The organism is Geodermatophilus sp. SYSU D00815, assembly GCF_054050035.1.
This window is the reverse complement of the sequence record NZ_JBJGYO010000007.1, coordinates 124688-140124: the sequence shown is the minus strand read 5'-3', so window position 1 is coordinate 140124 and position 15437 is coordinate 124688. Positions and strand designations below refer to the sequence as shown.

Genomic DNA, 15437 nt, shown 5'->3' with positions numbered 1-15437 from the left:
CAGTAATGGCTATCCGCAAGTACAAGCCGACGACGCCGGGCCGGCGTGGCTCGAGCGTCGCCGACTTCGCCGAGGTCACCCGCGACCACCCCGAGAAGTCGCTGGTCCGGCCGCTGCACGGCCGCGGTGGGCGCAACGTCCACGGCAAGGTGACCGCGCGGCACCAGGGCGGCGGGCACAAGCGCGCCTACCGGGTGATCGACTTCCGCCGGGCCGACAAGGACGGCGTGCCGGCCAAGGTCGCGCACATCGAGTACGACCCGAACCGCACCTCGCGGATCGCGCTGCTGCACTACGCCGACGGCGAGAAGCGCTACATCCTGGCGCCCGCCCGGCTCAAGCAGGGCGACGTCGTCGAGTGCGGGCCCTCGGCCGACATCAAGCCGGGCAACAACCTGCCGCTGCGGAACATCCCCGTCGGCACCGTTGTTCATGCCATCGAGCTGCGTCCGGGCGGCGGGGCGAAGATCGCCCGCTCGGCCGGGACCAGCGTCCAGCTCGTCGCCCGTGAGGGCCGGCTGGCGCAGCTGCGCATGCCGTCGGGTGAGATCCGCAACGTCGACGTGCGCTGCCGCGCCACCGTCGGCGAGGTGGGCAACGCCGAGCAGTCGAACATCAACTGGGGGAAGGCCGGCCGCATGCGGTGGAAGGGCAAGCGCCCGACCGTCCGCGGTGTGGCCATGAACCCGGTCGACCACCCGCACGGCGGTGGTGAGGGGAAGACCTCCGGTGGTCGCCACCCGGTCAACCCGAAGGGCAAGCCGGAGGGCCGCACGCGCAAGCGCAAGGCCTCCGACGCCATGATCGTGCGCCGCCGGCGCGCCAACAAGAAGCGCTGAGCGGGTAGAGGAGTCCGACAGACATGCCACGCAGCCTGAAGAAGGGCCCGTTCGTCGACGACCACCTGCTCAAGAAGGTGGACGCGCAGAACGAGAAGGGCACCAAGACCGTCATCCGCACCTGGTCGCGGCGCTCGACGATCATCCCGGACATGCTCGGGCACACGATCGCCGTGCACGACGGACGCAAGCACGTCCCGGTGTTCGTGACCGAGGCGATGGTCGGGCACAAGCTCGGCGAGTTCGCGCCCACGCGCACGTTCCGTGGGCACGTCAAGGACGACCGTCGGTCGCGGCGCGGCTGAGGTAGAGAGAGATCACGATGACTTCCCAGTTGGGACAGGACGCGCCGGTCGCCCGGGCCACGGCCCGGTTCGTCCGCGTGACCCCGATGAAGGCCCGCCGGGTGGTGGACCTCATCCGCTACCTGCCCGCCGACGAGGCGCTCGCGCTGCTGCGCTTCGCGCCCCAGGCCGCCAGCGAGCCGGTGGCCAAGGTCGTCGCCAGCGCGGTGGCCAACGCCGAGCACAACCTGCAGCTCGACCCGCAGGCCCTGGTGGTCAGCGCGGCGTACGTGGACGAGGGCCCCACCATGAAGCGGATCCGTCCGCGTGCGCAGGGCCGCGCGTACCGCATCAACAAGCGGACCAGCCACATCACCGTCGAGGTGAGCGAGGTGACCGTGAGCCCGGAGCTGGCGTCCAAGTCGCGCAAGGCGCGGCGGGACACCGGCCAGTCCGGCCCGGCCACGCAGCAGGCCGGTCGTAGGAGCAACACGAGGGGAGGGACCCGATAGTGGGTCAGAAGGTCAACCCGCACGGGTTCCGACTCGGCATCACCACCGACTACAAGTCCCGGTGGTACGCCGACAAGCTGTACAAGGACTACGTCAAGGAAGACGTGGCCATCCGCAAGCTCATGAGCAAGGGCATGGAGCGGGCCGGCATCTCCAAGGTGGAGATCGAGCGCACCCGTGACCGCGTCCGCGTCGACATCCACACCGCCCGGCCGGGCATCGTCATCGGCCGCCGCGGCGCGGAGGCCGACCGGATCCGCGGTGAGCTGGAGAAGCTCACCGGCAAGCAGGTGCAGCTCAACATCCTCGAGGTGAAGAACCCCGAGGCCGACGCCCAGCTCGTGGCCCAGGCCGTGGCCGAGCAGCTGTCCAGCCGCGTCAGCTTCCGCCGCGCCATGCGCAAGGCGATGCAGTCCGCGCAGCGCAGCCCGCAGGTCAAGGGCATCCGGGTGCAGTGCTCCGGCCGCCTCGGCGGCACGGAGATGAGCCGGTCGGAGTTCTACCGCGAGGGCCGTGTGCCGCTGCACACGCTGCGCGCGAACATCGACTACGGCCTCTACGAGGCCCGGACCACCTTCGGCCGCATCGGCGTCAAGGTCTGGATCTACAAGGGCGACGTGAGCGGCTCCCGCGCCGAGCGCGAGGCCCTCGAGGCCCTGGCCGCCCGGCAGCAGCGCCGCGAGCGCTCGCAGCGCCCGCGTCGTTCGGGCTCGTCCGGCACCACCGCCGGCGGCACCGAGGCCGGCCGCGCCGCGGCGGAGTCCACCGCTCCCGAGGCCCCGGCCGCGCCCGAGGTCGACACCACCAGCGCCGTCGCCGCCACGTCCGGCGACGTCGCGCCCGCGCAGAGCGTCGGCGAGGCCGCCGGCGCCGAGGGTACCGCTGCCGCCGAGTCGGCCGGTGCCGGGAACACGGAGGCCTGATCCCATGCTGATCCCTCGGCGGGTCAAGCACCGCAAGCAGCACCACCCGAGCCGCTCCGGGGCGGCGAAGGGGGGCACCTCGATCAACTTCGGTGAGTACGCCATCCAGGCCCTGGAGCCGGCGTACGTGACGAACCGGCAGATCGAGTCCGCCCGTATCGCCATGACCCGGCACATCCGCCGTGGCGGCAAGGTCTGGATCACCATCTACCCGGACCGCCCGCTCACCAAGAAGCCGGCCGAGACCCGCATGGGTTCCGGCAAGGGCTCGCCGGAGTGGTGGGTCGCCAACGTCAAGCCCGGTCGGGTCATGTTCGAGCTGTCGGGCGTGCCGGAGGCCGTGGCCCGCGAGGCCATGCGCCGCGCGATCCACAAGCTCCCGATGAAGGCCCGCTTCATCACGCGTGAAGGAGAGGTGTGATGGCTGCCGGTCTGACCGCTCCGGAGCTGCGTGAGCTCTCGGCCGACGAGCTGGCCACCAAGCTGCGCGAGTCGAAGGAAGAGCTGTTCAACCTGCGCTTCCAGGTGGCCACCGGCCAGCTGGACAACAACCGGCGACTGCAGACGGTCCGCCGCGACATCGCCCGGATCTACACGATCATGCGCGAGCGCGAGCTGGGCCTGTCGGTCGCCCCGAACGAGGGTGTCGCATGAGCGAGGTCAACGAGTCCGTCGCGACGGGCCCCGGCCTGGCCGGCCGTGGCTACCGCAAGGTCCGGGAGGGCCTCGTGGTCAGCGACAAGATGGAGAAGACCATCGTCGTCGAGGTCGAGGACCGCGTGAAGCACGGCCTCTACGGCAAGGTCATCCGGCGCACGAGCAAGCTGAAGGCCCACGACGAGCAGAACGTGGCGGGCGTCGGCGACCGCGTGCAGATCATGGAGACCCGGCCGCTGTCGGCCACCAAGCGGTGGCGGCTGGTCGAGGTCCTCGAGAAGGCCAAGTAAGCACCAGGTACCGTGGACGGTCGGCCCACCTCGGGCCGGCCTTCCACGGACCCGACGGCCGGGCGGTACGCCCCCGGCCGTCTGCGCGTGACAAGAGCGTGACGTCGCACCCCGACCCGCGCCACAGCAGAAGCACGAAGACATAGGAGTAGGGACGTGATCCAGCAGGAGTCGCGGCTGCGAGTCGCCGACAACACCGGAGCAAAGGAGATCCTCTGCATCCGGGTGCTCGGCGGTTCCGGGCGACGCTACGCGGGCATCGGCGACGTCATCGTCGCCACCGTGAAGGACGCGCTGCCCGGTGCCGGTGTGAAGCGGGGGGACGTCGTCAAGGCGGTCGTCGTCCGCACGGTGAAGGAGCGGCGTCGTCCGGACGGTTCCTACATCCGATTCGACGAGAACGCCGCGGTGATCATCCGCGACAGCGGTGACCCGCGCGGCACCCGCATCTTCGGCCCGGTCGGCCGCGAACTGCGCGACAAGCGCTTCATGCGGATCATCTCGCTCGCCCCGGAGGTGTTGTGACCATGGCCGTCACGAAGAAGCAGAAGGCGGCGACCAGCCGCGCGAAGGCGCCGTCCATGAAGGTGAAGAAGGGCGACACCGTCCTGGTGCTCTCCGGCAAGGACCGGGGCGCCAAGGGTCGCGTCATCGCCGCCTACCCCCAGATCCAGAAGGTGCTCGTCGAGGGCGTCGGCCGGATCAAGAAGCACACGCGCATCAGCACCAGCCAGCGCGGTGCCCAGCAGGGCGGGATCGTCACGCAGGAGGCGCCCATCCACGTGAGCAACGTGATGGTGATCGACTCCGAGGACAAGCCGACCCGGGTCGGCTACCGCATCGACGAGGAAGGCCGCAAGGTCCGGGTCTCGCGGCGCACCGGTAAGGACCTCTGAGGACAATGACTGCCCCCACCCGTGAGCTGCCCCGGCTGCTCGAGCGCTACCGCGCGGAGATCGTGCCGGCGCTGCAGTCGGAGTTCGGCTACGCCAACGTCATGCAGATCCCGCGGCTGACCAAGATCGTCGTCAACATGGGCGTCGGCGAGGCCACCCGGGACGCGAAGCTGATGGACGGCGCGGTCCGCGACCTCACCGCCATCACCGGCCAGAAGCCGGCCGTCGTCCGCGCCCGCAAGTCCATCGCGCAGTTCAAGCTGCGCGAGGGCATGCCGATCGGCGCCAAGGTCACCCTGCGCGGCGACCGCATGTGGGAGTTCCTCGACCGCCTGCTGTCGCTCGCCCTGCCGCGCATCCGCGACTTCCGCGGCCTCAACGCCAAGCAGTTCGACGGCCACGGCAACTACACGTTCGGGCTGACCGAGCAGTCGATGTTCCGCGAGATCGACGTGGACAAGATCGACCGGCCGCGCGGCATGGACATCACGCTGGTCACCACCGCCACGACCGACGACGAGGGTCGCGAGCTGCTCCGCCTGCTCGGCTTCCCCTTCGCCGGCCAGCCCGTCGTCACGACCACCCGCTGAGCCGGGGCAGGAGATACCGATGGCCAAGAAGGCTCTGATCAACAAGGCGGCCCGCAAGCCCAAGTTCGCGGTCCGCGGCTACACCCGCTGCCAGCGGTGCGGGCGTCCGCACGCGGTCTTCCGCAAGTTCGGCCTGTGCCGGATCTGCCTGCGGGAGATGGCCCACGCCGGGGAGCTCCCCGGCGTCAGCAAGAGTTCCTGGTAACCCACCCCCCGATGGTCTCGTCCCGGGAGGGACGAGCACCTTCGACGATCGCCGAGAGGCCCGGCGCCAAGTCTCCGTGACCGAGCGCCAGAGGAACCGCGGCGAGAGAGGCACCACACCGTCATGACGATGACCGACCCGATCGCGGACATGCTGACGCGGCTGCGCAACGCCAACGCCGCGTACCACGACTCCGCGACCATGCCGTCGTCGAAGCTGAAGACCCACATCGCCGAGATCCTCCAGCAGGAGGGCTACATCGCCGGCTGGAAGGTCAACGAGGTCGAGGTGGACGGCACCGTCCGCAAGGAGCTCGTCGTCGACCTGAAGTACGGCCCCAACCGTGAGCGGAGCATCGCCGGCGTCCGGCGGGTCTCCAAGCCCGGTCTGCGGGTCTACGCCAAGTCGAACTCCCTGCCCAAGGTCCTGGGCGGCCTCGGGGTGGCGATCATCTCCACCTCGAGCGGGCTGCTGACCGACAAGCAGGCGACCAAGAAGGGCGTGGGCGGGGAAGTCCTCGCCTACGTCTGGTAAGAGGAGCGAGCGAAGATGTCACGGATCGGACGACTGCCGATTCCGGTGCCCGGTGGTGTGGACGTCGCCATCGACGGCCGCACGGTCAGCGTGAAGGGCCCCAAGGGCTCGCTCTCGCACACCGTCGCGGCCCCGATCACCGTCGAGCGCGGTGAGGACGGCACCCTCCTGGTCAAGCGGCCGGACGACGAGCGGAACAGCCGGGCTCTGCACGGCCTGTCGCGCACGCTCATCGCCAACATGATCACCGGCGTCACCCAGGGCTACAGCAAGACCCTGGAGATCGTTGGCGTGGGTTACCGCGTCCAGGCCCGCGGCACGGACCTGGAGTTCGCGCTGGGCTACAGCCACCCGGTGCCGGTGAAGGCCCCCGAGGGCATCACCTTCACGGTCGAGGCCCCCACCCGCTTCCGGGTCGAGGGCATCGACAAGCAGCAGGTCGGCGAGGTCGCGGCCAAGATCCGCAAGCTCCGCAAGCCCGACCCCTACAAGGGCAAGGGTGTGCGGTACCAGGGCGAGGTCGTGAAGCGCAAGGTCGGGAAGACGGGTAAGTGATGGCTCAGGCAGAGAAGACCGCGCGGGTGCACAAGCCCGTCGGCACCGACGTCAGCACCGCGCGCCGCGTCTCGCGGCTGCGCCGCCACACCCGGCTGCGCAAGCGGGTCTCCGGCACGCCGGAGCGCCCGCGCCTGGTGGTCAACCGCAGCTCGCGGCACATCCACGTGCAGGTCGTCGACGACACCGTCGGCCGCACGCTGGTCAGCGCCTCGACGCTGGACGCCAGCATCCGCGGCACCGAGGGCGACAAGTCCGCCCACGCCCGCCAGGTGGGCGCGCTGGTGGCCGAGCGGGCCAAGGCCGCCGGCATCACCGCCGTCGTCTTCGACCGCGGCGGCAACCGGTACGCCGGGCGGATCGCCGCCCTGGCCGACGGTGCCCGCGAGGGCGGTCTGGACTTCTGATGAACACGAGCGAGCAGATCGAGAGGGACGTCTGATGCCAGGACCACAGCGACGCGGCGGCGGCGCCGGCGGCGGTAACGACCGCCGCGACCGTCGTGACGGCGGGCGGGGCCAGGGGGGCGCTCCCGCCGAGAAGAGCAACTACATCGAGCGCGTGGTGGCCATCAACCGCGTGTCCAAGGTCGTCAAGGGCGGTCGGCGGTTCAGCTTCACCGCGCTGGTGGTCGTGGGCGACGGCGACGGCACCGTGGGCGTCGGCTACGGCAAGGCCAAGGAGGTGCCCGCGGCCATCGCCAAGGGCGTCGAGGAGGCCAAGAAGCACTTCTACAAGGTGCCCCGGATCGCCAGCACCATCCCGCACCCCGTGCAGGGTGAGGCGGCGGCCGGTGTCGTGCTGCTCAAGCCGGCCAGCCCCGGTACCGGGGTCATCGCCGGTGGTCCGGTGCGCGCCGTCCTGGAGTGCGCCGGCATCCACGACGTGCTCTCCAAGAGCCTGGGTTCGTCGAACCCGATCAACATCGTGCACGCGACCATGCAGGCGCTGAAGGACCTCGTGCGCCCCGAGGAGATCGCGGCCCGCCGCGGGCTGCCCCTCGAGGACGTCGCTCCGGCGGCCATGCTGCGGGCGCGGGCGGGCCAGGGGGTCTGAGATGGCGCAGATCAAGGTCACCCAGATCCGGTCGGCGATCGGCACCAAGCCCAACCAGCGGCAGACGCTGCGGTCCCTGGGCCTGAAGCGGATCAACGACTCGGTCGTGCAGGAGGACCGTCCCGAGATCCGCGGGATGGTCGCCACGGTGCCCCACCTGGTCACCGTCGAAGAGATCAGCTGAGCAGGGAACCGACATGACTCTCAAGGTCCACCACCTGCGTCCGGCCCCGGGCGCCCACACCCCGAAGACCCGTGTGGGTCGCGGTGAGGGCTCCAAGGGCAAGACCGCCGGTCGCGGCACGAAGGGCACCGGCGCGCGGAGCAACGTCTCCGCCCGCTTCGAGGGTGGCCAGACGCCGCTGCACATGCGGCTGCCGAAGCTGTCCGGGTTCAAGAACCCGAACAAGGTCGTCTTCCAGGTCGTCAACCTCGACCGGATTGCGGCGCTCTTCCCGCAGGGCGGCTCGATCAACCCCGACAGCCTGGCCGAGGCCGGCGCGGTCCGCCGCGGCCAGCCGGTCAAGGTGCTCGGCACCGGTGAGCTGGGCGGCATCGAGGTGCACGTGCACGCGCACGCGTTCTCCTCGTCCGCCGCGGAGAAGATCGCCGCTGCCGGGGGCAGCGTCACCCGCATCTGAACCGCGATGACCCCGGGGCGGACCTCCCGCCCCGGGGTCGTCTGCTGCCCGGACTCCCCCCCGGCCCCGTCCAGAGGCTCGCCGCGAGCTCGCGAGCGGTGAGGGGGGCAGGGTCCTTCAATTGCTAATCTCGATCGACCGACCAGGGGAGGGCACGTGCTGCAGGCGTTCGCCGCGGCGTTCCGGACGCCAGACCTCCGGCGCAAGCTGTTGTTCTCCCTGGCGATCATCGCCGTCTACCGCCTGGGCGCCAGCGTGCCCGGCCCCGGCGTCTCGGTCGCCGCCATCAACAGCTGCCTCGACGCGGCCAGCCAGGGCGCCCAGCGCGACGTCTACTCGCTGGTCAACCTCTTCTCCGGCGGCGCGCTGCTGCGCCTGTCGGTGTTCGCGCTCGGGATCATGCCGTACATCACGGCGAGCATCATCATCCAGCTGCTGGTGGTGGTGATCCCGCGGTTCGAGCAGCTGAAGAAGGAAGGGCAGTCGGGTCAGCAGAAGCTGACCCAGTACACCCGCTACCTCACGATCGCGCTGGCGATCCTGCAGAGCACCGGCATCATCGCGCTGGCCCGCAGCGGTCAGCTCTTCCCCGAGTGCCAGCAGGAGATCATCCCCGACGACTCGGTCTGGACGACGGTCGTGCTGGTGATCGCCCTGACCGCCGGCACCGCCGTGATCATGTGGCTGGGCGAGCTGCTCACCGAGAAGGGGATCGGCAACGGCATGTCCGTGCTGATCTTCACGTCGATCGCCGCGCGCATCCCGGCCGAGGGCGGCTCGATCCTGCAGACCCGCGGCGTGCTCGTCTTCACGCTGATCTGCCTGCTCGCGCTGCTGATCATCGGTGCCGTCGTCTACGTCGAGCAGGCGCAGCGGCGCATCCCTGTCCAGTACGCCAAGCGGATGGTCGGCCGGCGGATGTACGGCGGCACGTCCACCTACCTGCCGCTGAAGGTCAACCAGGCCGGCGTCATCCCGGTCATCTTCGCGTCGTCGCTGCTCTACCTGCCGCAGCTCATCACGCAGCTGCAGGGCGACGAGACCGGCCCGGTCCGGCAGTTCTTCGAGACGTACGTCATCGACCAGAGCAGCCCCGTGCACATCGCCCTGTACTTCGGGCTGATCGTGTTCTTCACGTACTTCTACGTGTCGATCACCTTCAACCCGGAGGAACGGGCCGACGACATGAAGCGCTACGGCGGCTTCATCCCCGGCATCCGTCCCGGCCGTCCCACGGCCGAGTACCTGCAGTACGTGCTCTCCCGGATCACCCTCCCCGGTTCGATCTACCTCGGGCTCGTGGCAGTGTTGCCGAACTTCTTCCTGTCCATCACGCAGCAGGGGCAGAACCAGAACTTCCCGTTCGGCGGGACCGCGGTGCTCATCATGGTCGGAGTGGGGTTGGAGACGGTGAAGCAGATCGAGACGCAACTCAACCAGCGCAACTACGAAGGGTTCCTGAAGTAGTGCGCGTCGTCCTGCTCGGGCCGCCGGGGGCCGGCAAGGGCACGCAGGCGCAGATCATCGCCGGTCAGCTCGGCGTCCCGGCGATCTCGACCGGCGACATCTTCCGCGCCAACGTCAGCGGCAGGACCGAGCTGGGCCAGCAGGCCAAGGTGTTCATGGACGCCGGCGACCTCGTCCCGGACGAGATCACGGTGGCCATGGTCAGCGACCGGCTCGCCGAACCCGACGCCAAGGCCGGGTTCCTGCTCGACGGCTTCCCCCGGACCATCCCCCAGGCCGAGCAGCTGCGCACCTCCCTGGCGGAGCTCGGCGGGGCCCTCGACCGCGTGCTCGAGCTCGTCGTCGACGAGGAGGAGCTGGTCCGCCGGCTGTCCGGCCGGCGCATGCTCGTCGACGGCCAGTGGGTGCAGCGCGACGACGACAAGCCCGAGACGGTCCGCCACCGGCTCGAGGTGTACCGGGAACAGACGGCGCCGCTGTCGGGGTTCTACGAGGCGGAAGGGCTGCTCTCCCGGATCGACGCCATGGGCGAGATCGAGGAGGTCACCGCGCGTGCGATGGCCGCGCTCGGCCGGCCGGACGGCCAGCAGCCGCACGCAGACTGAGGGCAGCGCGGGAATGGGTAGGCAGATCCTGGCCCGGATCCCGCGGCTGGCGAAGTGGAGTGGACGCATGATCCAGATCAAGACGCCGCACGAGATCGAGCTCATGCGTGCCTCCGGGCTGATCACCCACGGAGCGCTCCAGGCCGTCAGGGCCGCCGTCCGTCCCGGCGTCAGCACCAAGGAGCTCGACGGCGTCGCCGAGGACTACATCCGCTCCCACGGGGCCGTGCCGAACTTCCTCGGCTACCACGGCTTCACGGGCACGATCTGCACGTCCATCAACGACGAGATCGTCCACGGCATCCCGAACCCCCAGCGCCGGCTCGTCGAGGGCGACAACATCTCCATCGACTGCGGCGCCATCCTCGAGGGCTGGCACAGCGACTCGGCCATCACGGTGACCGTGGGGGAGGCGTCGGCCGAGGACGCCGCGCTGCTCGACGTCACGGAGCGCTCGATGTGGGCGGGGCTGGCGCGGGCCGTCGCCGGGGGCCGGCTCACCGACATCAGCCACGCCGTCGAGCAGGTGATCACCGCCGAGGCGCACCCGTACGGCATCGTCGACCACTACGGCGGGCACGGCATCGGCACCGAGATGCACCAGGACCCGCACGTGCTCAACTACGGGCGGGCGGGCCGCGGCCCCAAGCTCGTGCCGGGGCTCGTGCTGGCCATCGAGCCGATGGTCACCGTGGGGGACCCGGCGACCGCCGAGCTCGACGACGGCTGGACGGTCGTCACCAAGGACGGCTCCCGCGCCGCCCACTTCGAGCACACGGTGGCGATCACCCCCGAGGGCCCGTGGGTCCTCACCGCCGAGGACGGCGGCGCCGCGGGGCTCGCCCCCTTCGGCATCACCGTCCGCCATTGAGCGTCCGGCGCTGAGCGAGCCCCCTGGCCGGGGCCGGTGTCCGTCACACCGGCCCGGGTTGGAGGGGGACGCCACGCCGGGGTACAGTGGCCTGTGGCGTTCGCGCCGTCCTGTCGTCGTGCTGTGGCCGCGTGACGCAGGGCGCCCTCTGCGAGGACGTCAGGCACCACCAGTTCTGCAACCACCGAGCGTCCGCACCGGGTTCCGGCGTGGGCGCACACCGAGTCAGGGAGGCCGTGTCGGGCATGGCGAAGAAGGACGGGGCCATCGAGGTCGAGGGTCGCGTCGTCGAGCCGCTGCCCAACGCGATGTTCCGGGTCGAGCTGCAGAACGGGCACCGGGTGCTCGCCCACATCAGCGGCAAGATGCGCCAGCACTACATCCGCATCCTGCCCGAGGACCGCGTGGTCGTGGAGCTCTCGCCCTACGACCTGACCCGCGGTCGCATCGTCTACCGGTACAAGTAACCGCCGCACCGCGCGGCTGCACCCGTCAGCAGCGCGAGTCGGCGAACGAGCATGAGGAATGAGGGGCGGCACCGGTGAAGGTCCAGCCGTCGGTGAAGAAGATCTGCGACAAGTGCAAGGTGATCCGCCGGCACGGCCGGGTCATGGTCATCTGCGACAACGCCCGGCACAAGCAGCGCCAGGGCTGAGGGAGTACCTGAAACATGGCACGACTGGCCGGCGTCGACCTGCCCCGCGAGAAGCGGATGGAGATCGCGCTCACCTACATCTACGGCATCGGCAAGGCCCACGCCAAGGAGACCCTGGCCGCGACCGGCGTCAGCCCGGACCTGCGCGTCAAGGACCTCGGCGACGAGGACCTGCTGAAGCTCCGCGACTACATCGACGAGCACTTCCGCGTCGAGGGTGACCTCCGCCGCGAGGTGGCCGCCGACATCCGCCGCAAGGTCGAGATCGGCTGCTACCAGGGGCTGCGCCACCGCCGGGGCCTGCCGGTCCACGGTCAGCGCACCCGCACCAACGCGCGCTCGAGCAAGGGCCCGCGCAAGACCATCGCCGGCAAGAAGAAGGCCGGCAAGAAGTAAGCCGCCGCGCGCGCGGTCGCAGCGACCCGGGAGGGCGGGAGCGACCGCGCGCGGCGTGCTGTTCTTGGCCATACGTCAGAAGGACACGGAAAAGACTCATGCCTCCCAGGGCTCGCGCTGCGGCCGGCGCCAAGAAGGTCCGCCGCAAGGAGAAGAAGAACGTCGCCCACGGCGCCGCGCACATCAAGAGCACGTTCAACAACACGATCGTGTCGATCACCGACCCCAACGGGAACGTGATCAGCTGGGCCTCCGCCGGCCACGTCGGCTTCAAGGGCTCGCGCAAGTCCACGCCGTTCGCCGCGCAGATGGCCGCCGAGAACGCCGCCCGCAAGGCGCAGGAGCACGGCATGCGCAAGGTCGACGTCTTCGTCAAGGGCCCGGGCTCGGGTCGGGAGACCGCGATCCGCTCGCTGCAGGCCACCGGCCTCGAGGTGGGCCAGATCCAGGACGTCACCCCGCAGCCGCACAACGGCTGCCGCCCGAAGAAGCGCCGCCGGGTCTGACCGGCCACTGACGAGACAGAACGAGGAGAGATCGAAAGTGGCCCGTTACGCCGGCGCCGACTGCCGCATGTGCCGTCGCGAGAAGATGAAGCTGTTCCTCAAGGGCAGCAAGTGCGAGTCCCCGAAGTGCCCGATCGAGATCCGGCCCTACCCGCCGGGTGAGCACGGGCGGGGCCGCAGCAAGGACAGCGAGTACCTGCTGCAGCTGCGCGAGAAGCAGAAGGCCCGCCGCATCTACGGCGTGCTGGAGAAGCAGTTCCGCGGTTACTACGAAGAGGCCAACCGCAAGACCGGCAAGACCGGTGAGGTCCTGCTGCAGATCCTCGAGTCGCGGCTGGACAACGTGGTCTACCGGGCCGGCTTCGCCGAGTCCCGCGACATGGCCCGCCAGCTGGTCCGCCACGGCCACATCCGGGTGAACGGCCGCAAGGTCGACATCCCGTCGTACCGCGTGAGCGAGAACGACATCATCGAGGTGGCCGAGAAGTCCAAGGCGATGGTGCCCTTCCAGATCGCCCAGGCCCGCGCCGGCGAGCGCCCGGTGCCGCCGTGGCTGGAGGTCATCAGCAGCCAGCTGCGCGTCCTCGTGCACAGCATCCCGGCCCGGCAGGTCATCGACACCCCGGTCCAGGAGCAGCTGATCGTCGAGCTCTACTCCAAGTAGGAGCTCGCCGCCTGGTGCAGGGACCCCGGTCCCTGCACCAGGCCGGCTCCGGCGGGCGGACAGATGCCCGGCGGAGCCAGCACCACCCCCTCACGGCGTCATATGGCGGGCGCCGGAGGACCTGAAGGAGAAGCATCCCCATGCTCATCGCACAGCGTCCGACGCTGACCGAGGAGACCCTCTCCGAGCAGCGCTCGCGGTTCGTCATCGAGCCGCTCGAGCCGGGCTTCGGTTACACCCTCGGCAACTCCCTGCGGCGCACCCTCCTGTCCTCGATCCCCGGTGCCGCGGTCACGAGCATCCGCATCGAGGGCACCCTGCACGAGTTCACCACCGTGCCGGGCGTCAAGGAGGACGTCACCGAGATCATCCTCAACCTCAAGGGCCTGGTCGTCAGCTCCGACTCCGACGAGCCGGTGACCATGTACCTGCGCAAGCAGGGCCCGGGCGAGGTCACCGCGGCCGACATCGCGCCGCCCGCCGGTGTCGAGGTGCACAACCCCGACCTGCACATCGCGACCCTCAACGGCAAGGGCCGCCTGGAGATCGAGCTGGTCGTCGAGCGGGGCCGCGGCTACGTGCCGGCGCCGCAGAACAAGCAGCCCGGCCAGGAGATCGGCCGCATCCCCGTCGACTCGATCTACTCGCCGGTGCTGAAGGTGACCTACGCCGTCGAGGCCACCCGTGTCGAGCAGCGGACCGACTTCGACCGCCTGGTCGTCGACGTCGAGACCAAGCCGTCGATCGCCCCGCGCGACGCGATCGCCAGCGCCGGCTCCACGCTGGTCGAGCTGTTCGGCCTGCTCCGCGAGCTGAACATCGACGCCGAGGGCATCGAGGTGGGGCCGAGCCCGGCCGAGGCGGCGGACATCGCGAACTTCTCGATGCCGATCGAGGACATGGACCTCACCGTCCGGTCCTACAACTGCCTCAAGCGCGAGGGCGTGCACACCGTCGGTGAGCTCGTCACCCGCTCCGAGGCCGACCTGCTCGACATCCGCAACTTCGGGGCCAAGTCCATCGACGAGGTCAAGATGAAGCTCGCGGCCATGGGTCTCGCGCTCAAGGACAGCCCGCCCGGGTTCATCCCGACCTCGGTCGAGAGCTACGACGAGGGCTACGAGACCGACGCGTACCACGGCGCCGCCGACTACGGCACCGCCTACGGTGACGCCCAGTACGACGAGACCGCGTACCAGGAGACCGAGCAGCTCTGACGCTGCGCGTCCGGGCGGCGGGGGTGACCCCGCCGCCCGGACCGGTCTCCCGGACCGCCACACTGAACAGCGACTTACGCACCGCCACGGACCGCAGCCCGGCACCGATCCGCCCGGCCGCCTGAGGAGAGACCGACCATGCCCACCCCCACCAAGGGCCCCCGTCTCGGCGGGTCCCCCTCGCACGAGCGGCTGATGCTGGCCAACCTGGCCACGTCGCTGTTCGAGCACGGGCGGATCACCACCACCGAGGCGAAGGCGAAGCGGCTGCGTCCGTTCGCCGAGAAGCTGGTGACCTTCGCCAAGCGCGGGGACCTGCACGCCCGGCGGCAGGTGATGACCGTCATCCGCGACAAGGACGTCGTCCACCACCTGTTCGCCGAGATCGGGCCGCGCTACGAGAACCGCGCGGGCGGCTACACCCGCATCACCAAGGTGGGCAACCGCAAGGGCGACAACGCGCCCATGGCGGTCATCGAGCTGGTCGAGGCCCTGACCGTGGCGCAGCAGGCGGTCGGCGAGGCCGAGCGCGCCCGCGGCACCCGGTTCGCCTCCGGCGCCGGCGCGGCCGCCGCGTCCGGTGAGGTCACCGCCGACGCGGTCGAGACCGCCGACGCCGACGAGGCCCCGGTCACCGACACCGAGTCCTCTCCCGCCCAGCCCAACGGCTCGTCCACCGGCCCCGGCGGCGACACGTCCCCGGCCGTGATCGGCGGGGAGGTGGACGAGGAGGCGCAGGAGGTCGTCGCCGACGTCTTCAACCCCGACGGCGAGCGGCAGGACGACGGCGACGTCGAGGCCGAGCCGTCGGCGCAGAACCTCGCCGTCGTCGACAGCGACAACGTCTCGCCCGAGGTGGCCGCCGCGGCCGCGGCCGAGGTGGAGGCCGCCGAGCTCGGCGACGCCGCCACGGCCGGCACGCACGCCCCGGGCGGGGAGTCCGCGCCCGACCCCCGGTGATCCGCTGATCACCTCGCACGACTCCGACGAGCCCGCTCCCCGTACAGGGAGCGGGCTCGTCCGCGTCGGTGCCCCGGAGGACGGCGGGGAGGGGCTCCCGTCCCCGACCCGGCT

At 70.4% G+C, this 15437-nt stretch carries 27 protein-coding genes; all 27 read left to right on the top strand.

Features of this window, described 5'->3' with window-relative positions:
• Positions 1-5: 5 nt before the first annotated feature.
• The 27 genes from rplB to rplQ all read left to right on the top strand — a co-directional run bounded on the left by rplB (position 6) and on the right by rplQ (position 15323).
• A complete protein-coding gene (gene rplB / locus ACI78S_RS10825) occupies positions 6-839 on the top strand; it encodes a 50S ribosomal protein L2 (RefSeq protein ID WP_456973044.1) in 834 nt (277 codons plus the stop codon).
• Between the two features lie 23 nt (positions 840-862).
• On the top strand, positions 863-1144 hold the full coding sequence (gene rpsS / locus ACI78S_RS10820) for a 30S ribosomal protein S19 (protein ID WP_089402109.1): 282 nt from the start codon (positions 863-865) through the stop codon (positions 1142-1144).
• 17 nt (positions 1145-1161) lie between these two features.
• Positions 1162-1635 (top strand): 50S ribosomal protein L22, encoded by a 474-nt coding sequence (gene rplV / locus ACI78S_RS10815; protein ID WP_456973042.1) that lies wholly within the window; start codon positions 1162-1164, stop codon positions 1633-1635.
• Positions 1635-2558 carry a 30S ribosomal protein S3 gene (gene rpsC / locus ACI78S_RS10810; protein ID WP_456973040.1) on the top strand — a complete coding sequence of 308 codons (924 nt, stop codon included), beginning with the start codon at positions 1635-1637 and terminating at the stop codon, positions 2556-2558. Before rplV ends, rpsC begins: the two co-directional genes overlap by 1 nt.
• 4 nt (positions 2559-2562) lie before the next feature.
• The gene (rplP, locus tag ACI78S_RS10805; protein WP_456973037.1) at positions 2563-2979 is read left to right on the top strand and encodes a 50S ribosomal protein L16; all 417 of its coding nucleotides are present in this window, start codon (positions 2563-2565) and stop codon (positions 2977-2979) included.
• Positions 2979-3212: a 50S ribosomal protein L29 gene (rpmC, locus tag ACI78S_RS10800; RefSeq protein WP_325104557.1), complete on the top strand. Its 234-nt coding sequence runs from the start codon at positions 2979-2981 to the stop codon at positions 3210-3212. Before rplP ends, rpmC begins: the two co-directional genes overlap by 1 nt.
• Positions 3209-3505: a 30S ribosomal protein S17 gene (gene rpsQ / locus ACI78S_RS10795; RefSeq protein ID WP_456973035.1), complete on the top strand. Its 297-nt coding sequence runs from the start codon at positions 3209-3211 to the stop codon at positions 3503-3505. Before rpmC ends, rpsQ begins: the two co-directional genes overlap by 4 nt.
• 156 nt (positions 3506-3661) lie before the next feature.
• Positions 3662-4030 (top strand): 50S ribosomal protein L14, encoded by a 369-nt coding sequence (gene rplN / locus ACI78S_RS10790; protein WP_012950472.1) that lies wholly within the window; start codon positions 3662-3664, stop codon positions 4028-4030.
• A 2-nt stretch (positions 4031-4032) separates the two neighbouring features.
• Entirely contained in the window at positions 4033-4401 is a 369-nt protein-coding gene (gene rplX / locus ACI78S_RS10785) for a 50S ribosomal protein L24 (protein WP_456973032.1), read from the top strand.
• A gap of 5 nt (positions 4402-4406) precedes the next feature.
• Positions 4407-4991 carry a 50S ribosomal protein L5 gene (rplE, locus tag ACI78S_RS10780; RefSeq protein ID WP_456973030.1) on the top strand — a complete coding sequence of 195 codons (585 nt, stop codon included), beginning with the start codon at positions 4407-4409 and terminating at the stop codon, positions 4989-4991.
• A 19-nt stretch (positions 4992-5010) separates the two neighbouring features.
• The gene (locus ACI78S_RS10775; protein ID WP_113838243.1) at positions 5011-5196 is read left to right on the top strand and encodes a type Z 30S ribosomal protein S14; all 186 of its coding nucleotides are present in this window, start codon (positions 5011-5013) and stop codon (positions 5194-5196) included.
• A 129-nt stretch (positions 5197-5325) separates the two neighbouring features.
• Positions 5326-5730, top strand: coding sequence for a 30S ribosomal protein S8 (gene rpsH / locus ACI78S_RS10770; RefSeq protein WP_456973028.1), 405 nt, complete (start codon positions 5326-5328; stop codon positions 5728-5730).
• A gap of 15 nt (positions 5731-5745) precedes the next feature.
• Positions 5746-6285 (top strand): 50S ribosomal protein L6, encoded by a 540-nt coding sequence (gene rplF / locus ACI78S_RS10765; RefSeq protein ID WP_456973026.1) that lies wholly within the window; start codon positions 5746-5748, stop codon positions 6283-6285.
• Entirely contained in the window at positions 6285-6692 is a 408-nt protein-coding gene (gene rplR / locus ACI78S_RS10760) for a 50S ribosomal protein L18 (protein WP_456973024.1), read from the top strand. Before rplF ends, rplR begins: the two co-directional genes overlap by 1 nt.
• A gap of 34 nt (positions 6693-6726) precedes the next feature.
• Entirely contained in the window at positions 6727-7341 is a 615-nt protein-coding gene (gene rpsE, locus ACI78S_RS10755; RefSeq protein ID WP_456973022.1) for a 30S ribosomal protein S5, read from the top strand.
• Between the two features lies 1 nt (position 7342).
• The gene (gene rpmD / locus ACI78S_RS10750; RefSeq protein ID WP_456973020.1) at positions 7343-7525 is read left to right on the top strand and encodes a 50S ribosomal protein L30; all 183 of its coding nucleotides are present in this window, start codon (positions 7343-7345) and stop codon (positions 7523-7525) included.
• Between the two features lie 13 nt (positions 7526-7538).
• Positions 7539-7982, top strand: a complete 444-nt coding sequence (gene rplO, locus ACI78S_RS10745) for a 50S ribosomal protein L15 (protein WP_456973018.1) — start codon at positions 7539-7541, stop codon at positions 7980-7982.
• Positions 7983-8138: 156 nt separating this feature from the next.
• Positions 8139-9449: a preprotein translocase subunit SecY gene (gene secY / locus ACI78S_RS10740; RefSeq protein WP_456973016.1), complete on the top strand. Its 1311-nt coding sequence runs from the start codon at positions 8139-8141 to the stop codon at positions 9447-9449.
• The gene (locus ACI78S_RS10735; protein WP_456973014.1) at positions 9449-10054 is read left to right on the top strand and encodes an adenylate kinase; all 606 of its coding nucleotides are present in this window, start codon (positions 9449-9451) and stop codon (positions 10052-10054) included. Before secY ends, ACI78S_RS10735 begins: the two co-directional genes overlap by 1 nt.
• Before the next feature lie 67 nt (positions 10055-10121).
• Positions 10122-10925, top strand: a complete 804-nt coding sequence (gene map / locus ACI78S_RS10730; protein WP_456973012.1) for a type I methionyl aminopeptidase — start codon at positions 10122-10124, stop codon at positions 10923-10925.
• 245 nt (positions 10926-11170) lie between these two features.
• Positions 11171-11392: a translation initiation factor IF-1 gene (infA, locus tag ACI78S_RS10725; protein ID WP_012950459.1), complete on the top strand. Its 222-nt coding sequence runs from the start codon at positions 11171-11173 to the stop codon at positions 11390-11392.
• 74 nt (positions 11393-11466) lie between these two features.
• Positions 11467-11580 (top strand): 50S ribosomal protein L36, encoded by a 114-nt coding sequence (rpmJ, locus tag ACI78S_RS10720; protein WP_012950458.1) that lies wholly within the window; start codon positions 11467-11469, stop codon positions 11578-11580.
• 15 nt (positions 11581-11595) lie between these two features.
• The gene (rpsM, locus tag ACI78S_RS10715; protein ID WP_179715462.1) at positions 11596-11976 is read left to right on the top strand and encodes a 30S ribosomal protein S13; all 381 of its coding nucleotides are present in this window, start codon (positions 11596-11598) and stop codon (positions 11974-11976) included.
• A gap of 98 nt (positions 11977-12074) precedes the next feature.
• Positions 12075-12482, top strand: coding sequence for a 30S ribosomal protein S11 (gene rpsK, locus ACI78S_RS10710; RefSeq protein ID WP_014377968.1), 408 nt, complete (start codon positions 12075-12077; stop codon positions 12480-12482).
• Positions 12483-12519: 37 nt separating this feature from the next.
• Positions 12520-13146 (top strand): 30S ribosomal protein S4, encoded by a 627-nt coding sequence (rpsD, locus tag ACI78S_RS10705; protein ID WP_456973009.1) that lies wholly within the window; start codon positions 12520-12522, stop codon positions 13144-13146.
• Positions 13147-13286: 140 nt separating this feature from the next.
• On the top strand, positions 13287-14363 hold the full coding sequence (locus tag ACI78S_RS10700) for a DNA-directed RNA polymerase subunit alpha (protein WP_456973007.1): 1077 nt from the start codon (positions 13287-13289) through the stop codon (positions 14361-14363).
• A gap of 138 nt (positions 14364-14501) precedes the next feature.
• The gene (gene rplQ, locus ACI78S_RS10695; protein ID WP_456973005.1) at positions 14502-15323 is read left to right on the top strand and encodes a 50S ribosomal protein L17; all 822 of its coding nucleotides are present in this window, start codon (positions 14502-14504) and stop codon (positions 15321-15323) included.
• The last annotated feature ends 114 nt before the right edge of the window (positions 15324-15437 follow it).